This is a genomic window from Rhodococcus sp. ACT016 (assembly GCF_050477185.1).
Taxonomy (GTDB): domain Bacteria; phylum Actinomycetota; class Actinomycetes; order Mycobacteriales; family Mycobacteriaceae; genus Prescottella.
Map to the genome: position 1 here is coordinate 3,513,227 of NZ_JBEAET010000001.1, position 26,988 is coordinate 3,540,214.

A 26,988-nucleotide genomic window follows, 5' to 3' on the forward strand; every position below is an offset into this window, starting at 1 on the left:
CAGCCGCGGCTCAGCCGAGCGGCGTACCCACGTAGTTCTCGGCGAGGAGGGTGCGCCCGGCCACGGATCGGGTGACCATGTCGAGCTCGGCGACCTGACGCTTGTGATCGAAGCCGGAGGCGTCGGGCAGACGGTGCAGCATCGACGACATCCACCACGAGAAGTGCTGCGTGCGCCAGATTCGCGGCAGCACCGTCTCGGTGTAGGCGTCGAGGCGGCCACGGTTGCCGGTCTCGAAGAACTCGGCCATGCCCTTCGACAGCACGTAGACGTCGGCGACGGCGAGGTTGAGGCCCTTCGCGCCGGTCGGCGGGACGGTGTGAGCGGCGTCGCCGGCGAGGAACAGGTTGCCGTGCTGCATCGGCTCGCACACGAAGCTGCGGAACTGCAGGATCGACTTCTCGAAGATCTTGCCGTCCTTGATCTCCGCGCCCTCCCCGTCGACGCGCGCGTGCAGTTCGGACCAGATGCGGTCGTCGGACCAGTTGTCCACCGAGTCGTCCGGGTCGACCTGGAGGTAGTGCCGCTGCACCTCGGGCGTGCGGGTGCTGATGAGCGCGAAGCCCCGCGGGTGGTTGGCATAGATCAGCTCCTCCGACGACGGCGGCGCCTCGGCCAGAATGCCGAACCACGCGAACGGGTACTGGCGGAAGTGGTCCTGGCGGATCGACGGCTCCGGGATCAGCTTGCGCGTCTTGGTCCGGGAACCGTCGCAGCCCGCCACCAGCGCGCACTTCAGCGTCTGACGGTTGCCGTCGGTGTCGGTGTACGTGATGTACGGGTTGTCGGTGGTGTGGTCGTGGACCTCGGTATCCGAGACTCCGAAGCGGATGTCGCCGCCGTCGGCGAGGCGCTTGGCGATGAGGTCCTTGAGCACCTCGTGCTGCGGGTAGACCGTGACCGCGCGGCCGTTCGTGAGCTCGTCGAACGCGATGCGGTGCCCGCGGCCCCCGAAGCGCAGTTCGATGCCGTGGTGTTCGAAACCCTCGGCCTTGACGCGGTCACCGAGGCCGGTCGAGGTCATGAGGTCGACGGTGTTCTGCTCGAGCACACCCGCCCGGATGGTGCCCTCCACCTCGTCCCGGGTCCGCGCCTCGAGAACCACGGACTCGATGCCCCGCAGGTGCAGCAGGTGGGACAGCATCAGGCCGGCCGGGCCGGCGCCGACGATACCGACCCGGGTGCTCGAATTGGTCATGCGTCATCTCCTCGGTAGATCGTGATGGCCAACACTGTCCCCGCCGGCCGTCGACGGCAGAACCGGCACTTTCACTCAGTGAAAGACGAAGTTCCGGGCGCCCGAGGAAGCCCGCATCACGCGAGGCCGCGGGAGATGCCGCGCGCCGCGGCCCGCAGCGCGGGGATCAGCGGTGCGGGATCCGCATCAGCACCGACGACCACCGAGATCGACGCGACCACCTCCCCGGTCGGCCGCAGGATCGGCGCGGCGACCGCGAGGGTCCCGATGTTCAGGTGCTCGCGGCACACGATGAACCCGGTCCGCCGGATCTCGTCGAGCGTCTGACGCAGTCGATGCTCGCTGGTGATGGTGTTCGGCGTGAACCGCTCGAGACCGGCCGCGAGCACCTCGCCGAGCAGGTCCGTCCCACTGTGCGCGAGGAGGACGAGGCCACCGCTCGACGCGTGCAGCGGCAACCGCCCACCGGCCCGCCCGACGACCGCCACCGCACCCCGCGCCGACAGACGCTCCACGTAGAGCGCCTCGAGGCCCTCCCTCACGATCAACTGCACGTTCTCGCGCGTCGCCTCGTAGAGGTCCTCGAGGTACGGCATCGCCACCTGGCGCAGTCCGTGCGCCCGCGGTGCCAGCGCCCCCAACTCCCACAGTCGGACGCCGATCTCGTACCGGCCCTCACTGTCGCGCTCGAGGGCACCGTGCTCGGCCAGTTGCACGCACAGCCGGTGCACCGTCGGGAGGGGCAGCCCGGTCCGGCGGCTCAACTCCGACTGCGTCATCCGTGGCCGCTCGGCGGAGAAGGCGTCGAGCACATGGAAGGCCCGGCCGAGCATGCTGCGGCCGGCCTCGTTCGCGTCACTCACCCGTTCAGTGTCGCCGCCCGGCACCGGCGGCGGCGACAGCCGGTCTATCAGGCCGCGAGGTCTGTGGCTTGACTTTCACGTGTGATCCAACCAACAATTGCCCCGTTCTTAAGTTGAACGGTGGTTCGTATTGCGAACACCTTGGCTTTTCGGAGATCGAATGAGCACCATCGAACGCCCCGCGACGCGTGGGCAAACCGCGCTGTGGGTGGCCCCCCTCTGCTGGATCGCTGTACTCCTCGACGGGTTCGACATGGTGGTGCTCGGCACTGTCATCCCGTCCCTGCGCGAGTACGGCGACTGGAACCTCAGCACCGGCACGATCACCACGATCACCACGTTCGGCCTGGTCGGCATGACGATCGGTGCCCTCACGATCGGCACGCTCACCGACGTCGTCGGTCGCCGCCGCGCCCTCATCTACGCCGTCGCGGCGTTCTCGGTGCTCACCCTGCTGTGCGCGATCGCCCCGAACCCCTTCATGTTCGGTCTGTTCCGCTTCCTGTCCGGCATCGGACTCGGCGGCTGCCTGCCGACCGCGCTGGCGCTGGTCAACGAGTTCTCGAAGAAGCAGGGCGGCGGATCGGCGTCGACGATGCTCATGACCGGCTACCACGTCGGTGCCGTCGCGACAGCTGCGCTCGCGCTCGTGCTCATCGATCCTTTCGGGTGGCACTCGATGTTCGTCGTCGGCGCACTTCCGGCCGTTGTGCTGGTGCCGCTGATGATCCGCTACCTGCCGGAATCGCCCGCCTACCTGCTCTCGCGGGGTCGCCGGGAGGAAGCCGAGCGCATCGCCACCCAGTACGGTCTCGTTCTCGACGACGCTTCCGCATCCGACGCCCCGCCGGCCGCCTCCGCGCCCGCCCGCACGCTCTTCTCGCCGAAGTACCTGCGCAACAGCATCGCCATCTGGGTCGCGTCGTTCATGGGCCTGCTGCTGGTCTACGGCCTCAACACGTGGCTACCGACCATCATGCGTGAGGCCGGCTACGAACTCGGGGCCGCGCTGACGCTGCTGCTGGTCCTGAACGCGGGCGCCGTCGTCGGCTTGCTCATCGCCGGTGGCGTCGCGGACAAGATCGGCCCGCGGACCGCGTGCATCGGATGGTTCGTCGGTGCGGCGGTGTTCCTCGGCCTGCTGAGCGTCAAGGTCTCGTTCGGCATCTACGTCCTGGTGTTCCTCGCCGGTTGCTTCGTCTTCAGCGCCCAGGTGCTGGTCTACGCGTTCACCAGCGCGAGTCACCCAGCCAAGATTCGCGCCACCGCGCTCGGCTGGTCGGCCGGCGTGGGCCGTGTCGGCGCCATCTGCGGACCGCTGCTCGGCGGACTCCTGCTCGACGCCGGTTACGCGGTGCCCTGGGGCTTCTACGCCTTCGCACTCGTGGGCCTGATCGGCTTCGTCGCGATGAGCGCCACCCGCGCGGTCACCACCGACTGACGCCCCGCACGAGCGAGAGAAGGCCGACCGGGAGAACCCGGTCGGCCTTCTCGTGCATCTGACCTTTGTATCCGCCGACCCGCTCAGCGGATGGGCGCGAGGGTGGGACGCTTGGCGGTGACGCCGTCGCCCGACGACGTGCCCCGCACGCGTCGTCCGATCCACGGGATCAGGAATTCCCTGGTCCACTTCAGATCGGCGCTGCGCTGCGACGCCTTGTCGGTGGGCAGGTCCGGCCCCAGCGGATCCATCACGATGTGGTGCTCGACGCCGAGCGTCTCGAGCACGCGGATGGCCATGTTCTGGTGGCCCGGCGTCGACATGTGCAGCCGATCCCAGTCCCACATGCGCAGATCCCGGTACTCGTCGAACCGCCAGAAATCGACGACCTTCGCGCCGTGCCGGTCGGCGACCTCACGGACCAGCTCGTTGTAGACCGCCGAACGGCCGCGCAGCTTGCCGAACACCGTGGCCCAGCCCGCGTCGTACGCGGTCCACATCAGCACGGTGGCGCCGGTGGCGGCGAGCTTGCCGATCGCCTCGTCGTAGCGCGCGACCAGTGCGTCGATGTCGATCTTGGGCCGCATGAAGTCGTTGCCACCGGCGTAGATGGTCACCAGGTCGGGCTGGAGCGCGATCGCGGCGTCGAGCTGCTCGTCGACGATCGGAGCCAGCAGCCGGCCCCGGACCGCCAGATTGGCGTACCCGAAGTCGGCGGTGCGCTGGGCGAGTTCCTCGGCCACTCGGTCCGCCCAGCCACGCAGGCCGTTCGGGCGGGTCGCGTCGGGGTCGCCGACGCCCTCGGTGAAGGAGTCACCCAGGGCGACGTACCTGTGGAAGACCGGTTCCTGCGACATCATGCCCCCAGTATTTCAGTAGCAGAGCTAAAGAAGTCGGATCCGTGCGCAATCACACGTCGGTGCTGAAGCGCACTCCACCGTCAGGAAGAGCGACACCCGGCCACACCCGGGCACCGCTGATCAGCTCGCAGCGGGCACCGATGTCGGCGCCGTCGCCGATCACCGCGTCCCGAACCAGGGCACGCGGACCGATCCGCGCACCGAAACCGATGATCGACCGCTCGACCACCGCACCGGCCTCCACCTGTGCGCCGTCGAACAGGACCGCACCGTCGAGCCGGGCTCCGGCCCCGACCTCGGCGCCGCGACCGACGACGGTGCCGCCGATCAACAGCGCACCGGGCGCCACACCCGCACCGGGATGCACCAGCGATTCACCGCGCGGCCCGTCGAGCGCGGGCGACGGCGCGATGCCGCGCACCAGATCCGCGGACCCGCGCACGAAGTCGTCCGGGGTACCCATGTCGCGCCAGTAGGAGCTGTCGACGTGACCGAAGACGCGCGCGCCGTCCGCGAGCAGCGCCGGGAACACCTCGCGCTCGACCGAGACCGGGCGATCCGACGGGATCTTCTCGATGATCTCGCGGCGGAAGACATAGCAACCCGCGTTGATCTGGTCGGTCGGCGGATCCTGCGTCTTCTCCAGGAACGCCTTCACCCGGCCGTCGTCGCCGGTGGGCACGCAACCGAACGCGCGGGGGTCGCCGACCCGCACGAGATGCAGGGTGACGTCGGCGTTGGTCCGATGGTGGGTCTCGAGGACGGCACCGAGATCGGTGCCGCCGAGGACGTCACCGTTGAAGACCATGATGTTGTCGGCCCGCAAGCTCGGCAGCACGTTGCGGATGCCGCCGCCGGTACCCATCGGCTCGACCTCGGTGACGTACTCGATCTCGAGCCCCATGTCGCTGCCGTCACCGAAGTGGTCCTCGAAGACCTCGGCCTTGAACGACGTGCCCAGCACGACGTGCGTGATGCCGGCCTGCTTGATCCGGGCGAGGAGGTGCGTCAGGAAGGGAACACCCGCCGTGGGAAGCATGGGCTTGGGCGCAGACAGCGTCAGAGGACGCAGCCGGGTGCCCTGGCCTCCCACCAGAACGACGGCATCGGTCGCCGAAGCAGTTGTCATGCTTTCCCCTCAATCTCGATTTCCCGACGCTCGTCCGCGCTGCGCCGACGAACGGCTGCCGCGACCGCGAGCTTTGAACGCAGGGCAAGTCCGCCCCGCAACGCCCACCGCAGCGGCGCCTGCCACCACGCGGGGTGGCGGTCGGCCTGGAAGCGGTAGGCGCTCTGATGATGGGCGGGCAGCATCAGCTCGGGATGCCGGCCCGCGGCATGCCCTTTGGCATGCGTGACCTCGGCCGACGGCACGTAGACGTTGAGCCAGCCCGCCTTGCCGAGCCGGTCCCCCAGGTCGACGTCCTCCATGTACATGAAGTACCGTGAATCGAAGCCGTCGATCGAATCGAACGCGACCCGGCGCATCAGCAGGCACGAACCCGACAGCCAGCCCGCCGCGCGCTCGGTGATGGTCTCGTTCTCCTGGCGGTAGGCCTGCGACCACGGGTTCGACGGCCACACCGAGCCGAGGACCGCGTGTCCGGCGCCGGAGACCAGATCGGGCACGCGCCGCGCCGACGGATACACACTGCCGTCGGGCTCGCGGACCATCGGGCCGAGGGCACCGGCCCGCGGCCACCGCTGCGCCGCCGCCAGCAGTTCGTCGATCGCACCCGGCGACCACCGCACGTCGGGATTGACGACGACGACGAACTCGATGTCGGGGTCGATCTCGGCGACAGCGCGGTTGATCGCCCCGCCGTAACCGATGTTTCCGCCCGTGCGCAGCAGCCGGACGTGATCGTGAGCGGCTGCGGCGGCCTCGGGTGCACCGTCGGTGGACCCGTTGTCTGCCAGGATGACCTGCGGATTCTCGACCGTCGCATCGACCAGCGTGCTCAGGAAATGCTCCAGATGCTCGCCGGGCGAGTAGGTCACCGTCACCACGGCCAGCTTCGAACTCACGCGGGCAAGCGTAGCCCGAAAGCCCACGCCGTCCTCACTCGAGCCGCGACAGCGCGTCGGCCAGAGCGTCCCGCCAAGGCCGCAACGGCGCGAGTCCCGCCGCCGCCCACGCCGCGGGCGAGAGCACCGAATACGACGGCCTCGGCGCCGGACGCACGAACTCCGCACTGGTACACGGCAACACGCGATCGGGGTCGGCGCCGACACCCGCGAACACCGCGCGAGCCAGGTCGAACCACGTCGCGGAGCCCGCATTGGTCGCATGGAGCGTCGTGACGCCCGCGGCACTTCGCCGCTCGGTGCGAGCGAGTTCGAACAGCCCGGCAGCCAGATCGGCCGAATACGTGGGCGAGCCCGTCTGGTCGTTCACGACCTGGACGGTGTCGCGCTCGCGCTCGAGCCGCAGCATCGTCGCGACGAAGTCGTTGCCGGCACCGGTGTACACCCAAGCGGTCCGGACGATCTGCGCGTCCGGAGCCACCTCGTGGATCGCGCGTTCGCCGGCGAGCTTGGTCCGTCCGTACGCCGTCAGCGGACCGGTCGGAGCATCCGGCTCGTACGGGGTGTCCGCGTCACCGGCGAACACGTAGTCGGTCGAGACGTGGATCAGGCGGGCCCCGGCCCGCGCACACGCCGACGCCAGGTTCCGCACCCCGATCTCGTTGACCGCCGCGGCGGCGGCCTCGTCGGACTCGGCTGCGTCGACCGCCGTGTACGCCGCACAGTTCACGACCACCGAATCCGGTCGGACCCACGAGTCCACGGCCCCGCGATCGCGGATGTCGAGCTCGGCGGATCCGACGCCGGACACCGGGACGTCGGCAGCCTCCGCGCACTGCAGCAGTTGGCTTCCCAACTGCCCGCGCGCACCGGTCACAAGAAGAGTCGTCACAGCTGCCGAGTCTGGCACGCCGGACAGCTGTATCGCTTGTCGAGCGAAGATCACCAGTAGCCTTGACGCCAGTATGAGAACCGACCGTCATGGAGGCGCACACGTGCCTGAGCAGCCCACCACACGGAAGGTGCCGCGACGGCCAGCGCCGTTCTCGCGCATCCAGATCACCATTGCGATCGCCGCAGTCCTCGTTCTCGTGATCACCGGATTCGCTTGGCGCAGTGTCGACTCGCTGCGTTCGAGCCTCGCCACGGCAGGCGGCCTCGGGCTGGGCGGAGGCAAGGACGGCGCCGTCGACATCCTCCTCGTCGGCACCGACAGCCGCACCGATGCACACGGAAATCCCCTCAGCCAGTCCGAACTCCAAGCCCTGCGCGCCGGCGACGAGGTCGCGTCCAACACCGACACGATCGTCCTCGTCCGAGTCCCCAACGACGGCGGCTCCGCCACCGCGATATCCATCCCCCGCGACGCGTACGTCGACGTGCCCGGGATCGGGATGTCGAAGATCAACGCGGCCTACGGCGCGACCAAGGAAAACGAACGACAGAAGCTGATCGCGGCGGGCAAGTCGGAATCCACGGCGGACAAGGATTCCACCCAGGCCGGTCGCCAGGCGCTCATCAAGTCGGTGGCGAAGCTCACCGGCATCACGGTCGACCACTACGCGGAGATCGGACTGCTCGGCTTCGTCCTGCTCACCGACGCGGTCGGTGGCGTCGACGTGTGCCTGAACGCGGCTGTCGACGAACCGCTCTCGGGCGCGAAGTTCCCGGCCGGCGAGCAGAAGCTGAGCGGCTCCGACGCCCTCAGCTTCGTCCGCCAGCGGCACGATCTGCCCCGTGGCGACCTCGATCGCATCGTCCGGCAGCAGGTGTTCATGGCGTCCCTCGTCCAGCAGGTGCTGAGCGCGAAGACGCTCACCAACCCGGGCAAGCTCAACCAGCTCTCCGCCGCCGTCCAGCGGTCGGTGGTGCTCGATTCCGACTGGGACATCATCGATTTCGCCACGCAACTGCAGGGTCTCGCCGGCGGCGCGGTCAAGTTCGAGACCGTCCCGGTGGTCGACATCAACGCCATGACCGACTACGGCGAGTCGATCGTCCAGGTCGACCCGAAGGCGATTCGCAAGTACGTCGCCGGCCTCGTCGGTGAGGAACCGAAGGACGACAGCAAGACCACCACGACCGACTCCGCCGTCCCGACGACGATGCCCGACATCGACGTGTCCTCCGTCACGGTCGACGTCGCCAACGACAGCAGCATCGGCGGCCTCGCCGCGACCGTCGCCACCACCCTCGAGAACGAGGGATTCGGCCTCGGCAACGTCGGCAACAACACCGGCAAGTCAGTGACGCGAACCACCGTGTTCGCCAAGGACTCCGGCAGCGACGCCGCGAAGGCGGTCTCCGTGACGCTCGGCGGGCTGCCGATCGAGACCGACTCCTCCCTCTCGTCGGGGAAAGTCCGTGTCGTCCTCGCCGGTGACTACAAGAGCCCGGCCGGAACCTCGTCGTCCACCAGCTCCGACGGCATCTCGAGCGTCGGCACCTCGCCGACCCCCGTCGAACCCGGCCCCCCGATCGATGCCGGCAACAAAGGGCCACACTGTGTCAATTGAGGTCAATCAATTGAGCGCACCCGCGCCCGCCTCTCGTTGAAAGAACGGAAGCCCGTGCCCAACCTGACCACCGCGCTGCTCGATCCGATCCTCACTGCGGACCCGGCCGGCCCGCGCATCACCTACTACGACGACGACACCGGTGAACGCATCGAACTGTCGGCGGTGACCCTCGCCAACTGGGCCGCGAAGACCGCGAACTTCCTGTGCGACGAGTTCGCGCTGATGCCCGGCGCGCGGGTGTCGGTGCTGCTGCCCGCGCACTGGCAGACCGCCGCCGTCCTCCTCGGCGCCTGGTGGGCCGGCCTCGACGTCACACTCGACGCCGACCCGGACGCCGACGCCGCGCTCGTCACCGCCGATCGACTCGACGACGTCGCCGACGCCCCCGAGGTCGCGGTCCTCTCGCTCGACGCGTTCGGCCGTCCGGTCCCCGACCTGCCGGTCGGGGTCACCGACTACGCGACGGCCGTGCGCGTGCACGGCGACCAGTTCCGGGCGGTCGCGTCCGGTCCGACCGCGCTCGACGGCCGCGGCGTCGACGAGGTCCTCGCGTCGGCCCGCGCCGTCGCCGCCGAGCAGAACGTCACCGGGTCGGATCGCGTGCTCTCCACCCGCACCTGGTCGTCGGCCGACGAACTGATCGCCGGACTCGTCTCGGTCCTCGCGGTCGGCGCTTCGCTGGTGCAGGTGACCAACTCCGACGACGCCGCGCTCACCCGCCGCGTCGACTCCGAGAAGGTCACCGCCCGACTCGGCGGATAGCAGTCGATCGACACGGCAGGGCCCGGGATCACCGTGATCCCGGGCCCTGCGTCGTCTCTCTGCTGCTCAGCCGGCCAGCGCCGCCACCGGTGCGGTGCCCGCCGCCCGCCGCGCCGGCAGCACTGCCGCGACGACTCCGGCGACGCCACCGCCCACCACGATCAGTGCAAGCGTCGCCCAGGGCAGGGTGTTCAGCACGAGGTCGTCGAATCCGAACAGCGACGCCGACCCGCTGATGCCGAACGCCACGCCCAGCGCCACGCCGAGCGCCGATGCCACGCCCGCGATCAGCAGTGCCTCCCACAGCAGCAGTGACCGCAGGCCCGACCGGGTCAGGCCCAGCGCCCGCAGCAGCCCGGATTCGCGGCGCCGTTCGAGCACCGACAGCGCCATCGTGTTGCCGACACCGATCAGGGCGATCACCACCGCTACCGACAGCAGCCCGGCGACGATCAGCAGCAGCGTGTCCAGCACGCTGTCGAGCGTCGCGCGCATCACGAGCGAGCCGCCGACATCGCTGCCCGGAGCCAACTGCTCTGCAAGCGAAGTGATCTCGTCCTGCATGGCACGGCTGTCGGCGTCGCTCAGTCCGTCGTCGAGCCGGATCCACATCTGGTCCTGCACCACCTGCGACGACAGTGCCGTCAGAATCCGCGCCTCGGTCAACGGGGTCCGGCCGTCCGCGCTGCCCACCGTCAGCTCGGCACGACCCGCGTTCCCCGCCAGCGTGACCTTGTCGCCCGAATGGAGTCCGTAGTACTGCATGTCGGCCGACGGCAGCAGCAGCTGGTCCGCGACCGGCAGCTCGACGTCGGAACGCAGCGTCGTACGAACCGCGCCCGGATCGACGCCCGTGACGCGGATCGTCCGCCCGTCGGGCAGGGCGACGTCGGCGGTCCCGATCGGCGCGACCGCGGCCACACCGTGCAGGCCCCGCACCCGGTCGACGAGATCGACCGGCAGTCCCGCCGCTGCCTCGCTGACGACGCTCACGTCCACCGGGAATTGATCGTCCACAGCGCCGGGCGCGCTGGCCTTGGTGACCGCGATCCCCACCACGAGAGTGCTGGTGAGCGTGACGCCGATCAGCAGCGCCGTCGCGGTCGCCGCGGTGCGGCGCGGATTACGACCGGCGTTGCCGGCCGCGAGCTGGCCCACGGGGCCGCCCAGGCGGGACACCACCGCACCGACCCGGGAGATGACCGCCGGGATGATCCGCTGTCCGAGGATCACGATCGAGACGAAGGTCAGCAGCCCGCCGAAGCAGCCGATCAGCACCTGCGCGGTGCCGGCGCCGACGCCGAGAATGCCTACGCCGGCGAGCAGCCCGACGGTTCCCACCACTCGACGGGTCCGCGACACCACGACCGATTCCGGCTTCGACTCGAGAGGCTGCAGCGCCGCCAGCGGCGACACCCGTGTCGCGGCCCGGCCCGGGGCCGATGCCGCAACCATCGTCATCACGACACCGACCGCGAGGCCGACGACCACCGTCACCGGTGTCACGCTCAAGCTCTGCAACGGGATCGGCACGTCGGCCGCCGAAGCGATTTGCGCCACCAGCCAGGCCGCGGCCACACCGAGGCCGACGCCCAGCACTGACGCGACCGCGCCGACACCGGCCGCCTCGACCCGCACACTGCCGCGGACCTGTGCCGCGGTCGCACCCACGCAGCGCAGCAGCGCCAGTTCCTGGGTGCGAGCCGCGAGCAGGACCGCGAACGTGTTGGCGATGACGAGCCCCGCGACCACCACTGCAATCGCGCCGAACGCGAGCAGCACGCTCGCCAGGACGTCGGAGCTGCCCAGATACTGCTGCGACGCCAACTCCGCTTGCCGCGCACCGGTTTCCACCGTCACGTCTGCGGGCAGCATCGACTGCACTCGCTGGGCCAGCTGTTCCTGCGACAGAGTGCCGTCACCGGCGACACGAATCTCCCGCACCGTCACGCCCGACGTCGCCCACTCCCCCAGCTGCGCCGGGGTCGCGAAGACGGTCGTGCCGTTCATGCTCTGCGCCGTGCCCGCCAGATCGATGGTGCCGACCACCTTCGCGGTCTCCGTCAGGGAGTCGCGGCCGAGCATCGTCACCGTCAGGTCGGTCCCGACCGGGATACCCGACCCGGACCCGACCGCGACCTCCCCCAGCGCCTCCGGGAACCGGCCGTCCTGCAGCTTCTGCCAACGCAGCCCGGGATCCTGCGACAGCGACACCGCCGACCCGTACGACGAGCCCTCTCCATCGCGCCGCACCTTGACACTGGCCGAGTTGTCCTCGGCGACCGCCCGCACGCCCGGAATCGCCGCAACCGTCGCCGGGTCGACGGTGCCGGTGACGACCACGTCCGTCGTCGCGTACTGTCCAGCGAGCGAACCCGTCACGCCGGCCCTGAGCGTCGAATTCAACGTCAGCGTCGCCACGATGAACGCGACCGAGATCACGACCGCGAGGATCGACGCGACATACCGTCCCGCATGCGCGCGCATCTGCGCCCACGCCAACCCACGCATCAGCGGGCCTTGCTCAGGTCGTCGGCGCCGAGCGAACGCATCGTCTCGATCACCGAATCTGTCGTGGGACGGTCGATCTCGCCGGCGATGGTGCCGTCGGCGATCAGCACCACGCGGTCGGCGTACGACGCTGCGACCGGGTCGTGTGTCACCATCACGACGGTCTGCCCGGTCTCGCGGACGCTCGAGCGCAGCAGGTCGAGCACCTCGGCACCGGTGCGCGAATCGAGGTTGCCGGTGGGCTCGTCCGCGAAGATCACGTCCGGCTGCGGCAGCAGGGCCCGCGCCACAGCGACCCTCTGCTGCTGTCCACCGGACAGTTCGTGGGGGCGATGCCCGAGCCGGTCGGTCAGACCCAGGCGGCGGACCACCTCGTCACGCCAGCCGCGCTCGGGGACCCGTCCGGCCAGCCGCATCGGCAGCAGCATGTTCTCCTCGGCCGACAGCACCGGCAGCAGGTTGAACGCCTGGAAGACGAATCCGATTCGCTCCCGGCGCAGTTCGGTGAGCTCCTTGTCGCCCAGCGCGGTGATCTCGGTGCCGCCGACGTGCACGGTGCCCGACGTCGCAACGTCCAGTCCGGCGAGGCAGTGCATGAGCGTCGACTTGCCCGAGCCGGACGGACCCATGATCGCGGTGAAGGCACCTGCCTCGAAGTCCACGTCAACGCCACGCAGCGCATGGACGGCGGTCTCGCCGTTGCCGTACGTCTTGGTCAGGGCCCGCGCCCGCACCTTCTGGTCACCATTTCTCATGCTGTCGACGTTATGGCTGGTCAGGGGTCTTCCACATCGGAGCGCGGGGCGATCTCCGGAGCTGCCGACGTCATACCCGGGTAGGACATGGCATCAGCCTGAGTGCCCATTCCTGGCCCGATCACGACGCGCTCGACGTCGGCACGCGACGCCAGTCTGCGAGCGTGAACCCCTTCGGAATCCACACCTTCGACGAACTACTCGCCGCCGGTGTCCCGCGCAGCACCATCGGCAGCCGATGCCGCAGTGGGCGCTATCACCGCGCGCAGCCGCGGATCTACGCCGTGACCGAGCCGCCCATTCTTCGTCCGCCCGCGCGGGAATCCGCTCGCGGCACGAAAGGAGTGGGCGCTGAGGCCGATGTCAGTCGGAGCCGAGGAGGTCCTGCGGGCGGACGAGCCCGATCTGGAACGCGTACAGCACGGCCTGCACGCGGTCCCGCGATCCGGTCTTCGAGAGAACGCGTCCCACATGGGTTTTCACGGTCGCCTCGGAGACCACGAACTTGTCGGCGATCTCGGCGTTCGACAGCCCGTGCGCCATCGCCTCGAGCACCTCGACCTCGCGCGGAGTCAGGTCCTCGGGCAGTGACGGCTGCACCGAATTGCCCAGCATCGGCCCAACGTGCTGCAACAGCTTGCGGGTGGACCGGGCCTCGATGACCGCGTCGCCGCGGTGCACGGTGCGGATCGCGTCGAGCAGTTGTTCCGGTGGGACGTCCTTCAGCAGGAAGCCACTGGCACCGGCGCTGATCGCCGACATCACGTACTCGTCGTTCTCGAACGTGGTGAGCACCACCACCTTCGGCGAATCGTCGAGCGCGGTGAGCCGGCGGGTGGCCTCGATGCCGTCCATGTTCGGCATCTGGACGTCCATCAGCACGACGTCTGCGGGCGTGCGCGACAACTCCTCGACGCCGCGGGCGCCGTCCGACGCCTCGAGCACCACCGTGAGGTCCGGCTGCGAGTCGATCACCATGCGGAACCCGGCCCGCACCAGCTGCTGGTCGTCGACGAGGGCCACGCGAATCATGTCGTCCACCCTAGGGTGCGACGTACGGGAGCCTGCCCCGCACCCGGTAGCCGCCGCCCGCCACAGGTCCAGCCGTGAGCTTTCCGCCGTGCAGCTTGGCCCGCTCGGTCATGCCGATCACGCCCTGCCCGCCCGGCGACGGCTCGATCAGTGCCGCAGCACCGCCACGGCCGTCGTCTGCGACGACCAGTTCGACGTCGTCCGGTCCCCAGTTCACCGCGACGCGCGCCTGCGCCCCGGGACCGGCGTGCTTGAGGACGTTGGTCAGCGACTCCTGCACGATCCGGTACGCCGTCAGCCCCGCGCCGGTGGACAGCTCCCGCTTCTCACCGGTCACCGTCATGCCGACGTCCAGGCCGCCGCGCCGCAACTCGGAAACCAGGCTCTCGATGTCGTCGGCGCCGGGCATCGCGGCGAATTCTCGCGGCCTGTCCTCGCGGAGCACCGACAGCAGCGCCCGCATGTCCGTCAACGCCTGCCGGCCGGTCGACGCGATGGTCTCGAGCGCGGTGATCGCGGCCTGCGGGTCCTGCGCCGCGCTGTACCGGCCGCCATCGGCCTGCGCGATCACGACCGTGAGCGAGTGCGCGACGATGTCGTGCATCTCGCGGGCAATGCGGGTGCGCTCGTTGACCGCCGCCAACTCCGCCTCCTGCGCACGCTCGAGTTCGAGCAGTCGCGCCCGCTCGGCCAGACCCTCGAGTTCCTGGATGCGAACCCGGCGCAGATCGCCGAACGCCCACACGGCAAGCACGAACACCGTGAGGAAGACCGCGGAGACCACTGCGGCCTCCAGCCCGACCTCCTTGTTCGCGAAGTATCTGAACCCGGCCGCCGTCGCTCCGAGGATCGCGATGCCGAGGGCGGTGTAACTGCTCCACCGGGGTGCGTAGGCCGCGAACGCGTAGAGCGCGACCGGCACTGCGACCACGCTCGGCATCAACATCTGGTCGACGACGAGCAGGTGCAGGATGGCGAACGCCGCCACCACGAACCCGGACACGACGGTCTTCGAGCGCCGCCACGCCAGCGGCACCGTCATGCCGAGGGAGACGACGACCGCGGGCCCGCCGAAGCCGAGTGCGGTCGGGATACAGACCAACGTCAGGAGCGCCGCCTCGACGCGGTCGATTCCGACCACGTGGGCGGCGCTCCAGCGATACCAGCGCTCACTCAGGGGGAACCGGGCCATGCTTCTCAGCCTAGAGTCCGATTCGATCCCGAGACGGCACTGCTCAGCCGAGCAACCTGGTACGCAGGGCCGCGTCCTTCTCGAGCACCATCTGCTCGAGCCCGGCCTGGAAGTCGGCCATCCGCTGCTGCAGGGCCGGATCCGACGCACCGAGGATGCGGGCCGCGAGCAGGCCCGCATTGCGGGCACCACCGATCGACACCGTCGCGACAGGGACACCGGCCGGCATCTGCACGATCGACAGCAGCGAATCCATGCCGTCGAGGTACTTCAGCGGCACCGGGACACCGATCACCGGCAGCGGCGTGGCCGAGGCGACCATGCCGGGTAGATGGGCGGCGCCACCCGCACCCGCGATGATGACTTTCAGTCCCCGAGCTGCCGCGTCACGCGCGTAGTCGAGCATGCGCTGCGGGGTGCGGTGCGCCGACACCACGCCCACCTCGAACCGGACACCGAACTCGGCGAGAGCCTCGGCGGCGGCCTCCATCGTCGGCCAGTCCGAGTCGCTGCCCATGATCAGCCCGACGAGGGGCCCGTTCGATTCAGTCACTTGCTGTCCGCTCCTGTGTGTTCGTTCCGGAAACCGTCGACTCCGGTCATGCCTGACCGTGCACGTCCCACCCGTCGGTCCATTCGGCGTGCGACAGCCAGTGCGCGGCCCGCTCGGCGCGCTCGCGCACCGCCGCGACGTACTGAGCGTCGTCCGGCGAACCGTCTGCGCCTCCGACCACGTTCACGTGCCCGATCTTGCGGTCCTTGCGCTCACCCTTGCCGTACATGTGCACCTTGGCGTCGGGCATGCGCGCGAACAGGTGGTGCAGGCGCTCGTCCATGCTCATCGTGGGCGCCTCGGGCGCTCCGAGGACGTTCGCCATGACCGTGACCGGTGCGATGGGCGACGGATCGCCGAGCGGGTAGTCCAGCACCGCCCGCACGTGCTGCTCGAACTGCGACGTCCGCGCCCCGTCCTGCGTCCAGTGGCCGGAGTTGTGCGGACGCATCGCCAGCTCGTTCACGATCAGGGCACCGTCGGTGGTCTCGAACAGCTCGACGGCCATCGCACCCACGACACCGAGTTCGGACGCCACACGCAGTGCCAACTGCTCGGCCTCCGCGGACAGTTCCTTCGACAGCTGCGGAGCCGGCGCCAGCACGACAGCGCACTGCCCGCTGCGCTGCACGGTTTCGACGACCGGCCACGACGCGCCCTGCCCGAACGGCGAGCGGGCGACCATCGCGGACAGCTCACGCGTGAAGTTGATCGCCTGCTCGACCATCAGCTGGACGCCCTTGTCGAGCTGTTCGGTGACGATGGCCTCGGCCTCGTCGGAGTCGTCGGTGATCCAGACACCGCGGCCGTCGTAGCCGCCGCGCACCGCCTTGAGGACGACGGGCCAGCCGTGCTCGGCACCGAACCGGACGACGTCCTCGGCCCACGTGACCTCGGCGAACGCCGGGACCGGGGCACCCATCTCGCTGAGCTTGCGGCGCATCGCCAGCTTGTCCTGCGCATACACGAGCGCCTGCGGCGGCGGCTGCACGTTGACGCCCTCGGACACCAGCACGTCGAGATGCTCGGTGGGGACGTGCTCGTGGTCGAACGTCAGGGCGTTCGACCCGAGGGCGGCCTTGCGCAGCGCGGCGAGGTCCTCGTGGCTGCCGAGCACGACGTCGGGGCTGACCTGAGCGGCGGGCTCGTCGATGCTCCCCGCGAGCACGCGCAGGGTCTGGCCCAGCTCGATCGCGGCCTGATGCGTCATGCGCGCGAGCTGACCGCCGCCGATCATCGTCACCACGGGCATACCGCTCGGGAGGTCACGCGGAGGGGTGGGGCGAGATTCGGAATCAGATTTGCCGGTCACGACACACCATGGTGTCATGTTCGCCCGCGACGAGTTCTGCCGAGGTCATCCGGCGTCTGGACCTGTGAAGAACCTGATAGATCATGATCCAACCGCTCGATCGAGATCGAGGGTTCGTACAATACTTCGTTGTGTCTTTCGTCGACGCGGCGATGAGCCGAGTTCCGCAGCCCTTCCGGGCCCTCGTCCTTCGCCACCACGAGCTGATCAAATTCGCAATCGTCGGCGGCACAACGATGGTGGTCGACCTCGCCATCTTCTACAGCCTGAGCCTGACGATCCTCGAGCAGAAGCCCGTCGTCGCCAAGATCTTCTCGGGCGTGGTCGCGACCATCCTGAGTTACGTCCTCAACCGTGAGTGGTCGTTCAAGCACCGTGGTGGCCGGGAACGGCACCACGAGGCGCTCCTGTTCTTCACGATCAGCGGCATCGGCGTCGTCATTTCGGCGGCGCCGCTGTGGATCGCCAACAACGTCTTCGACGTCCGCTCGTCCGTGAGCTTCACGGCACTGATGATCGTCGACTTCGTCCTCAACTACATCATCGGCAACCTGCTGCAGATGGTCTTCCGGTTCTGGGCGTTCCGCCGGTGGGTGTTCCCGGAGGAGACCACCCCACACGAGGCGATCGAACAGCCGGAGCCCGCCGAACTCACCGGCGAGGACCCCAGCCACAGCTAGCGCGGCTCGTGGACGCCGGCCACCCGGGTCGGGATGTCGTCCCGAGCCGGCGAGAGAAACACCGCGAACAACGCCGGACGGCGGCGCTGCAATTCGAGTCGTCCCCCGTCGGCCTCGACAAGCGCCCGGGCGAGAGCCAGCCCGACACCGGTGGACCCGGCACCCGAGAATCCCCGGTCGAAGATGTGGGGCGCCAGCTCGTCGCTCACCCCCTCCCCCTCGTCGGACACCTCCACGCAGACGCGTGATCCTGCGGCCGAGCCCCGACCCGAGACGCCCGACACCAACCGCACCGACACCGTGCAGGTGCCGGCGCCGTGGTGCAGGGCGTTGTCGATCAGCACCGACACCGCCTCCCGCAACCGCGACCCGGTCGCCTTCGACGTCAACCTCGGCTCACCCCGAAGGCGCAACACCCGGCCCGCGTCCTTGAACGGGACCTGCCAGTCCGCCACGACACTCGCCAGCTCGCCCACCACCGACACCGGCTCGCGGTTGGTGGCACCGCTGTCACGCGACGACCGCACCAGATCGTCCACGGCCACGGTGAGACGGTCGACCTGCGCCATCGCCTCCTCGGCCTCGTGTACCACGTCGGGGTCGGAGTGCCCCGACAGCTCGTCGAGTCGCAGGCGCACGGCGGTGAGCCGGCTGCGAAGCTGGTGCGACACGTCGGCCACGAGCGAGTGTTCGCGTTGCAGGCGCCCCGATATCTCCACGGTCGCCGAGTCCAGCACGTCGGATACGCGGTCCAGTTCGGGAATGTCGTGGCGGCGCGAATCGGGCCGGAAATCGCCCTCGGCGAGCCGCGCGGCCCGCTCGGCGACGTCCTTGAGCGGATCGGCGAGACGCTTCGCAGTGACGACCGCGACGCCGGCGCCCGCCCCGATCGACGCGAGCACCAGCAGGGTCACCGCGCCGACGGCTTGACGCTGCAGGGTTCGCATCCGATCGGACGGCACCTCCAGGCGCAGCGACCCCGACGTCCCCATCGACAGCGACTCGACGAGCGGGGACTGAACCGTCGCCGCACCGATGTCGAGGCGTGCGGCACCCTCTTCCGGTGTCGGGTAGACGACGACCAGCTTGCCGCCCTCCGGGATGACGAGGCGCAGCGACGTGGTGTCGAGACCGTCCTCGACGACGCCGGCGCTGCCCTCCTGGACGATGATCTCCGCGGCCATCCGGTCGAGCCGACTCTGGAGGTCACTGCGGGTGAAGTCCTCCACCCACAGCCATGCGGTGTAGATCAGCGGGACACCGAGCAGCAGTCCGGTGAAGATGACGACGGCAAGGATCGACTGCAGGATTCTGCGACGCACTTCGAACGGAACCTAGTCGGTGTTGATGCGGAAGCCGACGCCCCGCACGGTCGCGATCCGTCGATCCGCTCCCGCGCCCTCGTCGCCGATCTTCCGGCGCAGCCAGGACATGTGCATGTCGAGGGTCTTCGAACCGCGCAGTTCGACGTCCCCCCAGACCTCTCGCAGGATGGTGTCTCGCGAGACGACCTGGCCGGCGTGCTCGAGCAGCACCCGCAACAGCTCGTACTCCTTGTTGGCCAGCGCCACCTCGGATCCGTTGACGAGAACCCGCCGGGCCGCCGGCTCGAGCCGGATACCGGCCACCTCGACGACGACGTCCTCCCCACCGCCGCTGCGCCGCAGCAGCGCCCGCACGCGCGCCATGAGCTCGGCCAGTCGGAACGGTTTGCCGACGTAGTCGTCGGCGCCCGCGTCGAGCCCGACGACGAAGTCGACCTCGTCGGTGCGTGCAGTGAGCATCAGTACTGCCAGATCCAGGCTGTGCGCGCGCAACTGGCGGCACACCTCGAGCCCGTCCATTCCGGGCAGCCCGAGGTCGAGGATCAGGAGTTCGAAGTCACCGGTGAGCGCACGCTCGAGCGCGGACGGGCCGGTCTCCTCGATGGTGACGGTGTAGCCCTCGCGGCCGAGTGCGCGCGACAGCGGAGCGGCGATGGCCTCGTCATCTTCGGCAAGCAGTACGGCGGTCACGCCGACAGCCTACGGTCGGTTCCGCCCTCGCGGTTCTATAACCAGCCTTTCCGGTGTTTCCGGCGTTCTTCGCCGCCGGTGCCGGGCCCGTCGTCCTGTCGCGGGTAGTGCTCGTCGTGACGGGTGTCCTGGTAGTGGTCGCGGTAGGGATCGTGGTGGGCGCTCGTCGAATCGAAGACCTGGTGGTACAGCATCGAATGCACCTTCTGGACCTCGGGAATGTCGTCGAATTCGAGCGGGTCGTCGGACGACGCGACGATCATCAGCGTGCCGGTGCGCAGCATCCGGTCGACGGGTCCGTGCCGGAACTGCACGTTGCTGATCCGGTTCATCGGGATGTCGATGCCGGTGTGGGTCATCACGCCGTGGCGGATCATCACGCGCCGGTCGGTCACGATGAAGTGCGTCGACTTCCACCGCAGTACCGGAACAAGGACTTTCCACACCACGACGGCGAGCCAGGCGGCCGCGATCACGATCGACACGACCGTGACCGCCGCGCCGCTCAACTCCGACTCCGCGAGACCCAGAAGGAAGCCCACGATCGCGGTGGCGAGGATGAAGATCGCCGACGGGATGACGAGCACCTTCCAGTGCGGATGCCGGTGCAGCACCAGTTCCTCGTCCGCAGCCAGAGCGTCCTGTGGGTATCCCATGCCAAAAGTGTGACAGGTCGGCAGAGCGACGGACGATCAGGCGACGCCGGTGGCCGGGGCCGGCTCGGGCGGTTCCGGGAGGGACGCCGCCGCAGGGTCACGCGGCCCCCTGATGAACACGTCGGCCCAGCGCGTCGACGGGTCGATGTCGATCAGGAACGCCTTCACCAGGAGCGACATCGGAACCGCCAGTAACGCGCCGAGCGGGCCGAGGACCCAGCCCCAGAAGATCAGCGCGATGAACGTGGCCGTCACGGACAGACCGACCGCGTCGCCGACGAACTTCGGTTGGATCACGGACTGGATCAGCACGTTGATGACGCTGTACACGACCACCACGATGATCGCGAGCTTCGGCCCGCCCTGCAGCAGCCCGAGTGCTGCCGGCGGCGCGAGACCGAGGATGAAGCCGATGTTCGGAATGTAGTTCGTGATGAATGACAGCAGCGCCCACAGCACCGGCAGCGGAATGCCCAGCCACCACAGCGCGAGGCCGTCGATGACGGCGACGATCAAGCCGAACACGGTCGACACGACGAGGTAGCTGCGGGTGCCCGACGCGAACGTCTCGAGAGCGTAGGCGATCTCGGGGCGGTGTCTCGTGACGACGGCCAACCGTTCGTGCATCGACATTCCGTCGAAAGCCATGAACAGCAGAAGCGCGAGAATGAGGACCAGGTTCGAGAAGACGCCGAGAAGACTCGAAACCACCGACTCCGCGTACCCGACCGCCTTGCCGAAATCGATTCCCGACAGGGCGTTCTGGATCTGATCGGATCCGATGCCCCATTGACTCAGCTGATCGCTGATCGCGTCGAGCATCTTCTGCGCGTCGTCCGAGTACTGCGGCAGCAGGGTCGCGAACTGGGCGACGGAGACAGCGAGCGCACCGACGAGGCCGAGCAGGATCGCGTAGACGGCGACCAGTGCCCCGAGCATTCCGATCCAGCGAGGCCATCCGCGGCGTCGCACCCATTCCTGGATCGGCTGCACCGCAATGGTGAGCATCAGCGCGAGGAAGACCGGGCCGAGAATGCCGGAAAACGATTTCATACCGGCGACCGAAACTACGGCGCCGGCCAGCGCGAGAAGGACAATGAGACCGCGAGGAATTGCCCAGTCCGCGCGATTCGTCGGATTCGGCGGTGTCCGGCGGTTCGACCGTTCCTTTCGACCCCCTCGTTCGAGCAGGCCGACATCCCGACCCGGCCTGTTCATCACATTGCGCGACGCAGCAGGAACGGCGCGGCTACCACAATGACGCCGTAAAGGATCATCCAGACGCCGACGACAATGACGAAGACACCGAGCGAAAGCTCCGGTTGCAGCAGCACGATCGCACCCGCGACCACGCTGATGATGCCGAGAATGATGCTGGCCGCACGGTGACCCCGGACCTCCGATGCGCCGGCGACGATGTCGAGCACGCCGCGGAACACCCACCACGCGCCGATGACGAGAGCGATGATCACCAGCGTCTGCAGCGGACTACGGAGAACCAGGAACCCCAGCAGGATCGCCAGCGCACCCGACAGGCCCGTCAACGTGCGCGCCGACGTCGGCGCACCGACCTCGGCGAAGGACCGGACGATCTGGATGATGCCGAATGCGAACACCTGGATCGCGATGAGCACCGCGGCAACGACCAGCGTCGCGTGCGGCCACACCAGCATCACAATTCCGAGACCGAGAGTGAGCAGCCCGAAAACGACCGTCAGCCCGGTCAGGAAACGACTCGCCGTTTCCAGATCACGGGACTCGGTGGCAACCCAAGCGCCGCCGGCCCCTTCGGACGTTCCATGTTGAGCGTTCATCACTACCCCTCCGCCGCACGATATTTCGTGGATCAGCGACAAAGTAGCAGCAAACGACGCTTCGCGAGCGATTGCGCGTAGACACAATTCGGTGCCGTGATCCCGACCGCGTTTTCACCCGTCGGGGGTGAGGATTCGCCGTCGAAACCGCTGGAAAATCCCACCCGATGGATTGGCTCCACCCGTGTGATTTCTCCCACCGATCGAAAGGGCACGGCAATGACCACAACGACGACTCACGCTTCGGGAAGTGGCACAAAACAGGGATTCGCGGCGGGTGCGTCGATCGCTGCAGCGATCATTCTCATGACCGTCGGCATTCTCCAGATCTTCCAGGGAATTTCCGCACTGGCCAAGGACGACGTCTTCGTCGTCGGCCCCGAATACGTCTATCAGTTCGACCTCACCACGTGGGGTTGGATCCACCTCATCCTCGGCATCGTCGTCGTCCTGGTCGGCCTGGCGCTGCTGACGGGTGCGATGTGGGCACGCGTGTGCGCGATCATCATCGCGGCGCTGTCGATCATCGCGAACTTCCTGTGGATCCCGTGGTACCCGATGTGGTCGATCCTGATCATCGCGCTCGACATCGTCGTGATCTGGGCCGTATCCACATGGGAGACCGAGAAGGCCTGAGGTTCACACAGCACGCAGATGGGTGATGTCACCGGCCGACACCGCGACCGGTGACTCACCTTCTGCCTTGATCACGATGCGGCCCTCGACGTCGACGTCGGTCGCGATACCCACGAGCTCCCGGTCTCCCGGGAGCTCTGCGCGTACCAGGCGGCCGAGGGTGCCGCACCGTTCCCGGTAGGCGGCCGCGAGGGCATCGACCTTCCAGCCCGCGCCCTGCCACTCGCGCCACCGCGACGCCATTTCGCGGAGCAGCGCGCGCACCAGGACGGTGCGGTCGGTGACGTCGGCACCCGCGAGTTCGAGCGACGTCGCCGTCGGCACCGGCAGCTCGTCCTCGGTCAGCGTCACGTTGAGACCGATCCCCACGACGACGGTCGGGACTGGTCCGGTCGACGCCACCTCGGCAAGGATTCCCGCGACCTTCTTCCCGTCGATCAGAACGTCGTTGGGCCATTTCAGTTCCGCGTCGACCTTCGCGACCTGGCGCAATGCGTCGACCACCGCGATGCCCGACAGCAGCGGCAACCAACCGATGTCGGACAGGTTCATCCCGGGCAGGTCGAGGACCGCGGACACCGTCACGTGCGCTCGCGGAGCGCTCACCCACGGCCGCGCGTGCCGGCCCCGGCCACCGGTCTGGGACTCGGCGATCAGGACGCTGCGCGCGTACTCCTGGTCCTGCGGCCTGGCGAGCAGGTCGGCGTTGGTGGAGCCGGTCTCCGCCACCACGTCGAGGCGGGACCAGAAGGCATCGGGATCACCGCCCGCGTCACGAACCAGCGCGCGGCGGAGCGCGGCGACATCGAGCGGGGGGCGGTTGAGATCGGTCCACATTCGTCCAGCCTAGGATGCGGTTGGAAAGTGACTCGCGAGTAGCTTAGGTTGAATAATTCAGCGCAAGCCGACCTCGCTCGACGCACCCCCGGGAGACCTGGTTAAGCTCACTTCCCATGACCAGTGTGCAGGAGCCAGCCGCGGCGGAGGCGGCGAATACCCCGGATATCCACACGACGGCGGGAAAGCTCGCTGACCTGCGGAACCGCCAGGCGCAGGCAATGCAGCCGATGGGCGAAGCGGCCATCGAGAAGGTCCACGCCAAGGGCAAGCTGACCGCCCGCGAGCGCATCCACGCGCTCCTGGACGAGGGCTCGTTCGTCGAGCTCGACGCCCTGGCCCGGCACCGCAGCACCAACTTCGGCCTCGCCGACAACCGCCCCGTCGGCGACGGCGTCGTCACCGGCTACGGCACGATCGACGGCCGCGACGTGTGCGTCTTCTCGCAGGACGCCACCGTGTTCGGCGGCAGCCTCGGCGAGATCTACGGCGAGAAGATCGTCAAGGTCATGGACCTGGCGCTCAAGACCGGCCGCCCGCTGATCGGCATCAACGAGGGCGCCGGCGCCCGTATCCAGGAGGGCGTCGTCTCGCTCGGCCTGTACGGCGAGATCTTCCACCGCAACGTCCAGGCCTCGGGTGTCATCCCGCAGATCTCCCTGATCATGGGCCCGGCCGCCGGCGGCCACGTCTACTCCCCCGCGCTGACCGACTTCGTGGTCATGGTCGACGAGGCCAGCCAGATGTTCGTCACCGGCCCCGACGTCATCAAGACCGTCACCGGTGAGGACGTCACCATGGAGGATCTGGGCGGCGCCCGGACCCACATGGCCAAGTCGGGTGTCGCGCACTACGTCGCCTCCGGCGAGCAGGACGCGCTCGACTACGTCAAGGACCTGCTGTCCTACCTGCCGAGCAACAACCAGGCCGCGGCTCCGCGCCTGGCTCCGTCCGATCCGATCTTCGGCTCGATCGAGGACTCGCTCACCGACGAGGACCGCGAGCTCGACACGCTGATCCCGGACTCGGCCAACCAGCCGTACGACATGCACGAGGTCATCCGTCGCATCCTCGACGACGACGAGTTCCTCGAGGTGCAGGCCGGCCGCGCCATGAATGTCATCGTCGGCTTCGGTCGCGTCGACGGCCGCAGCGTCGGCATCGTCGCGAACCAGCCCACGCAGTTCGCCGGCTGCCTCGACATCGACGCGTCCGAGAAGGCCGCTCGCTTCGTCCGCACCTGCGACGCGTTCAACGTCCCGATCATCACGCTGGTCGACGTCCCGGGCTTCCTCCCGGGCACCGAGCAGGAGTACAACGGCATCATCCGTCGCGGTGCGAAGCTGCTGTACGCGTACGGCGAGGCCACGGTCGGCAAGATCACCGTCATCACCCGCAAGGCGTACGGCGGCGCGTACGACGTCATGGGCTCCAAGCACATGGGCGCGGACGTCAACCTGGCGTGGCCGACCGCGCAGATCGCGGTCATGGGTGCCTCCGGCGCCGTCGGCTTCGTGTACCGCAAGCAGCTGCTCGAGGCCGCCAAGAACGGTGAAGACGTCGACGCGCTGCGTCTGCAGCTGCAGCAGGAGTACGAGGACACCCTGGTGAACCCGTACGTTGCGGCCGAGCGTGGTTACATCGACGCCGTCATCCCTCCGTCGCACACCCGCGGACAGATCGTCTCCGCTCTGCGTCTGCTCGAGCGCAAGATGGTTTCGCTTCCGCCCAAGAAGCATGGGAACATCCCCCTATGACAGCCACAACCCGGGAAGATCTGCTCACCGACGCGGAACTGCTGGATGCGTCGGTCGACGGCGCGGCACTTGAGGGTGCCGAGCTGGCAGAAGCTGTCGCCAGTCTGGAGTCGCCCGACGCCCCCGCGGCTTCGGGCCCCCAGGCACCGGTGATCTCGATCGTCAAGGGCAACCCGTCGGACGAGGAGATCGCGGCGCTCGTCACGGTCCTGTCGGCCGCGGCGGCCGGTGGCTCCGAGGAGGTGGGTGACACTCGCCCGCCCGAGACGTGGGGCGCACCCACCCGCATGCACCGCGGGCACGCGCCGTTCTCGCCGTACTCGTTCAGCAACCCGGTCGCGGCGCGCCCGTTCTGATCGAACGGTTCGCGCAATGCTGATCGCGTGGTTCCCACAGTGACCCGAATGGTTCTCGCCTCGGCGTCCCCGGCACGGCTGGCCGTGCTGCGGGGCGCCGGGGTCGAACCCACCGTCCGGGTCTCCGGCGTCGACGAGGACGCCGTCATCGACCGTCTGGGCCCGTCCGCGGACCCCGAAGTGGTCGTCACCGCGCTCGCGGAGGCCAAGGCCCGCGACGTGGTCCCCTCGCTCGTCGCCGAGGGATTCAGCGACGCCGTGGTGATCGGCTGCGACTCGATGCTGCTGATCGACGGCGAATTGCAGGGCAAGCCGCACACCGTCGATGTCGCGCGCCGCCGCTGGCAGTCGATGGCCGGCCGCAGCGCCACCCTTCTCACCGGTCACAGCGTGCTGCGGATCGAGGACGGCACCGTCGTGGCCACCGTGTCCGACCACAGCGGCACCGTCGTGCACTTCGGCACCCCGTCTGCGGAGGACCTCGAGGCGTATCTCGCGACGGGCGAACCGCTGAAGGTCGCCGGCGCCTTCACCCTCGACAGTCTCGGTGGCTGGTTCGTCGAACGACTCGAGGGCAACCCGTCCAGTGTCATCGGCATCGGCCTGCCGCTGGTGCGGCGTCTACTCGGCCAGGTCGGTGTCTCGGTAGCGCAGTTGTGGGCCGCCAACGCGCTCGTGCGCTAGTTCCTCGCGCGGTGGTTCTCGACGCCGTCCCAGGACCGTTCCAGCGCCTCCGCCATCGCCCGGGCCTTCGTTTTGGCGCGTTCGGCGTCCGGGCCCGCGAAGTGTTCGTCCACCGTCTCGCACCACAGGTGCAGCCATCGCGCGAGTTTCTCGCCCGCGAGCCCGTGCTGTCGGTTCAGCGCCCGGTGCACCAGCGTGAATTCGCCCTGGTAGCGCGCGGTGCGGAACAGGATCTGCTCCCAGAAGTCGCCGACGACGGGCAGGTGCTGTTCCAGCCCGACCACCGCGAGTATCTCGAACGCGGGCGCCAGCACCGGGTCGGCGAGGGCCCGTTCGTAGAACGTCCGCACCGTCCGATCGATGTCGGCGCGGCCGGTGAGGTCGCTGCGGCGGTCGGCGGGGCTCGTCACGGTGCCCGACGGTACTCGCCGGACTACCCATCGGTAGATGCCGGCGATCTCGGCGACTCTGCCGGTTCGACGACCACATAGAATCGGAGGTGGACAACCCTCCGCCCTCACCTGCCT

Annotated in this window: 27 protein-coding genes; 8 read left to right on the forward strand and 19 right to left on the reverse strand. The window is 68.7% G+C overall.

What is annotated here, in order from left to right; all coding sequences use genetic code 11:
• Positions 1–10: 10 nt before the first annotated feature.
• Positions 11–1,198: a 4-hydroxybenzoate 3-monooxygenase gene (locus ACQ5DX_RS16175; protein WP_430333554.1), complete on the reverse strand. Its 1,188-nt coding sequence runs from the start codon at positions 1,196–1,198 to the stop codon at positions 11–13.
• A 116-nt stretch (positions 1,199–1,314) separates the two neighbouring features.
• Positions 1,315–2,031: an IclR family transcriptional regulator gene (locus ACQ5DX_RS16180; RefSeq protein WP_430335704.1), complete on the reverse strand. Its 717-nt coding sequence runs from the start codon at positions 2,029–2,031 to the stop codon at positions 1,315–1,317.
• 190 nt (positions 2,032–2,221) lie between these two features.
• Here ACQ5DX_RS16180 and ACQ5DX_RS16185 point away from each other — a divergent pair, with 190 nt between their 5' ends.
• Positions 2,222–3,502, forward strand: a complete 1,281-nt coding sequence (locus tag ACQ5DX_RS16185; protein ID WP_430333555.1) for an MFS transporter — start codon at positions 2,222–2,224, stop codon at positions 3,500–3,502.
• Between the two features lie 83 nt (positions 3,503–3,585).
• Here ACQ5DX_RS16185 and ACQ5DX_RS16190 read toward each other — a convergent pair whose 3' ends face one another.
• The 4 genes from ACQ5DX_RS16190 to rfbD are packed head-to-tail and all read right to left on the reverse strand — an operon-like array spanning position 3,586 to position 7,282.
• On the reverse strand, positions 3,586–4,362 hold the full coding sequence (locus ACQ5DX_RS16190; protein WP_430333556.1) for an SGNH/GDSL hydrolase family protein: 777 nt from the start codon (positions 4,360–4,362) through the stop codon (positions 3,586–3,588).
• Positions 4,363–4,411: 49 nt separating this feature from the next.
• Positions 4,412–5,491 (reverse strand): sugar phosphate nucleotidyltransferase, encoded by a 1,080-nt coding sequence (locus ACQ5DX_RS16195; RefSeq protein WP_430333557.1) that lies wholly within the window; start codon positions 5,489–5,491, stop codon positions 4,412–4,414.
• Complete coding sequence (locus ACQ5DX_RS16200; protein ID WP_430333558.1) at positions 5,488–6,390, reverse strand: glycosyltransferase family 2 protein; 903 nt, start codon at positions 6,388–6,390, stop codon at positions 5,488–5,490. The genes ACQ5DX_RS16195 and ACQ5DX_RS16200 overlap by 4 nt, the downstream gene beginning before the upstream one ends.
• A gap of 34 nt (positions 6,391–6,424) precedes the next feature.
• Positions 6,425–7,282 carry a dTDP-4-dehydrorhamnose reductase gene (rfbD, locus tag ACQ5DX_RS16205; RefSeq protein WP_430333559.1) on the reverse strand — a complete coding sequence of 286 codons (858 nt, stop codon included), beginning with the start codon at positions 7,280–7,282 and terminating at the stop codon, positions 6,425–6,427.
• 73 nt (positions 7,283–7,355) lie between these two features.
• Here rfbD and ACQ5DX_RS16210 point away from each other — a divergent pair, with 73 nt between their 5' ends.
• Both ACQ5DX_RS16210 and ACQ5DX_RS16215 read left to right on the forward strand, forming a co-directional pair.
• Positions 7,356–8,906 carry an LCP family protein gene (locus ACQ5DX_RS16210; RefSeq protein ID WP_430333560.1) on the forward strand — a complete coding sequence of 517 codons (1,551 nt, stop codon included), beginning with the start codon at positions 7,356–7,358 and terminating at the stop codon, positions 8,904–8,906.
• A 54-nt stretch (positions 8,907–8,960) separates the two neighbouring features.
• Complete coding sequence (locus tag ACQ5DX_RS16215; protein WP_430333561.1) at positions 8,961–9,671, forward strand: TIGR03089 family protein; 711 nt, start codon at positions 8,961–8,963, stop codon at positions 9,669–9,671.
• A 66-nt stretch (positions 9,672–9,737) separates the two neighbouring features.
• Here the strand turns inward: ACQ5DX_RS16215 and ACQ5DX_RS16220 are convergent, their stop codons facing one another.
• The 6 genes from ACQ5DX_RS16220 to ACQ5DX_RS16245 all read right to left on the reverse strand — a co-directional run bounded on the left by ACQ5DX_RS16220 (position 9,738) and on the right by ACQ5DX_RS16245 (position 17,044).
• Positions 9,738–12,182, reverse strand: a complete 2,445-nt coding sequence (locus ACQ5DX_RS16220; RefSeq protein ID WP_430333562.1) for an ABC transporter permease — start codon at positions 12,180–12,182, stop codon at positions 9,738–9,740.
• The gene (locus tag ACQ5DX_RS16225; protein ID WP_430333563.1) at positions 12,182–12,937 is read right to left on the reverse strand and encodes an ABC transporter ATP-binding protein; all 756 of its coding nucleotides are present in this window, start codon (positions 12,935–12,937) and stop codon (positions 12,182–12,184) included. Before ACQ5DX_RS16225 ends, ACQ5DX_RS16220 begins: the two co-directional genes overlap by 1 nt.
• A 363-nt stretch (positions 12,938–13,300) precedes the next feature.
• Positions 13,301–13,969: a response regulator gene (locus ACQ5DX_RS16230; RefSeq protein WP_430333564.1), complete on the reverse strand. Its 669-nt coding sequence runs from the start codon at positions 13,967–13,969 to the stop codon at positions 13,301–13,303.
• Positions 13,970–13,979: 10 nt separating this feature from the next.
• Positions 13,980–15,161 carry a sensor histidine kinase gene (locus tag ACQ5DX_RS16235; protein ID WP_430333565.1) on the reverse strand — a complete coding sequence of 394 codons (1,182 nt, stop codon included), beginning with the start codon at positions 15,159–15,161 and terminating at the stop codon, positions 13,980–13,982.
• A 43-nt stretch (positions 15,162–15,204) separates the two neighbouring features.
• A complete protein-coding gene (purE, locus tag ACQ5DX_RS16240) occupies positions 15,205–15,678 on the reverse strand; it encodes a 5-(carboxyamino)imidazole ribonucleotide mutase (RefSeq protein ID WP_430335705.1) in 474 nt (157 codons plus the stop codon).
• A gap of 82 nt (positions 15,679–15,760) precedes the next feature.
• Complete coding sequence (locus tag ACQ5DX_RS16245; RefSeq protein ID WP_430333566.1) at positions 15,761–17,044, reverse strand: 5-(carboxyamino)imidazole ribonucleotide synthase; 1,284 nt, start codon at positions 17,042–17,044, stop codon at positions 15,761–15,763.
• 113 nt (positions 17,045–17,157) lie between these two features.
• Between ACQ5DX_RS16245 and ACQ5DX_RS16250 the strand changes: the two genes are divergently transcribed.
• The gene (locus ACQ5DX_RS16250; protein WP_430333567.1) at positions 17,158–17,706 is read left to right on the forward strand and encodes a GtrA family protein; all 549 of its coding nucleotides are present in this window, start codon (positions 17,158–17,160) and stop codon (positions 17,704–17,706) included.
• Here ACQ5DX_RS16250 and ACQ5DX_RS16255 read toward each other — a convergent pair.
• The 5 genes from ACQ5DX_RS16255 to ACQ5DX_RS16275 are packed head-to-tail and all read right to left on the reverse strand — an operon-like array spanning position 17,703 to position 22,191.
• Positions 17,703–19,028 (reverse strand): sensor histidine kinase, encoded by a 1,326-nt coding sequence (locus ACQ5DX_RS16255; RefSeq protein WP_430333568.1) that lies wholly within the window; start codon positions 19,026–19,028, stop codon positions 17,703–17,705. The genes ACQ5DX_RS16250 and ACQ5DX_RS16255 overlap by 4 nt on opposite strands.
• A gap of 12 nt (positions 19,029–19,040) precedes the next feature.
• The gene (locus ACQ5DX_RS16260; RefSeq protein WP_430333569.1) at positions 19,041–19,721 is read right to left on the reverse strand and encodes a response regulator transcription factor; all 681 of its coding nucleotides are present in this window, start codon (positions 19,719–19,721) and stop codon (positions 19,041–19,043) included.
• Positions 19,722–19,756: 35 nt separating this feature from the next.
• Entirely contained in the window at positions 19,757–20,377 is a 621-nt protein-coding gene (locus ACQ5DX_RS16265; RefSeq protein ID WP_430333570.1) for a PH domain-containing protein, read from the reverse strand.
• A 36-nt stretch (positions 20,378–20,413) separates the two neighbouring features.
• Positions 20,414–21,568 carry an AI-2E family transporter gene (locus ACQ5DX_RS16270; protein WP_430335706.1) on the reverse strand — a complete coding sequence of 385 codons (1,155 nt, stop codon included), beginning with the start codon at positions 21,566–21,568 and terminating at the stop codon, positions 20,414–20,416.
• Positions 21,569–21,594: 26 nt separating this feature from the next.
• Positions 21,595–22,191, reverse strand: coding sequence for an HdeD family acid-resistance protein (locus tag ACQ5DX_RS16275; protein WP_430333571.1), 597 nt, complete (start codon positions 22,189–22,191; stop codon positions 21,595–21,597).
• A 219-nt stretch (positions 22,192–22,410) separates the two neighbouring features.
• Between ACQ5DX_RS16275 and ACQ5DX_RS16280 the strand changes: the two genes are divergently transcribed.
• Complete coding sequence (locus ACQ5DX_RS16280; protein ID WP_430333572.1) at positions 22,411–22,827, forward strand: DUF7144 family membrane protein; 417 nt, start codon at positions 22,411–22,413, stop codon at positions 22,825–22,827.
• A gap of 3 nt (positions 22,828–22,830) precedes the next feature.
• On the opposite strand, the gene ACQ5DX_RS16285 is transcribed toward ACQ5DX_RS16280, so the two are convergent.
• Positions 22,831–23,664, reverse strand: coding sequence for a biotin--[acetyl-CoA-carboxylase] ligase (locus tag ACQ5DX_RS16285; protein ID WP_430333573.1), 834 nt, complete (start codon positions 23,662–23,664; stop codon positions 22,831–22,833).
• A gap of 116 nt (positions 23,665–23,780) precedes the next feature.
• Here ACQ5DX_RS16285 and ACQ5DX_RS16290 point away from each other — a divergent pair, with 116 nt between their 5' ends.
• The 3 genes from ACQ5DX_RS16290 to ACQ5DX_RS16300 are packed head-to-tail and all read left to right on the forward strand — an operon-like array spanning position 23,781 to position 26,461.
• Entirely contained in the window at positions 23,781–25,421 is a 1,641-nt protein-coding gene (locus ACQ5DX_RS16290) for an acyl-CoA carboxylase subunit beta (RefSeq protein WP_430333574.1), read from the forward strand.
• Complete coding sequence (locus tag ACQ5DX_RS16295; RefSeq protein ID WP_430333575.1) at positions 25,418–25,777, forward strand: acyl-CoA carboxylase subunit epsilon; 360 nt, start codon at positions 25,418–25,420, stop codon at positions 25,775–25,777. The genes ACQ5DX_RS16290 and ACQ5DX_RS16295 overlap by 4 nt, the downstream gene beginning before the upstream one ends.
• A 39-nt stretch (positions 25,778–25,816) precedes the next feature.
• Positions 25,817–26,461, forward strand: a complete 645-nt coding sequence (locus ACQ5DX_RS16300; protein ID WP_430333576.1) for a Maf family protein — start codon at positions 25,817–25,819, stop codon at positions 26,459–26,461.
• On the opposite strand, the gene ACQ5DX_RS16305 is transcribed toward ACQ5DX_RS16300, so the two are convergent.
• A complete protein-coding gene (locus ACQ5DX_RS16305; RefSeq protein WP_430333577.1) occupies positions 26,458–26,871 on the reverse strand; it encodes a group III truncated hemoglobin in 414 nt (137 codons plus the stop codon). The genes ACQ5DX_RS16300 and ACQ5DX_RS16305 overlap by 4 nt on opposite strands.
• Positions 26,872–26,988: the final 117 nt, after the last annotated feature.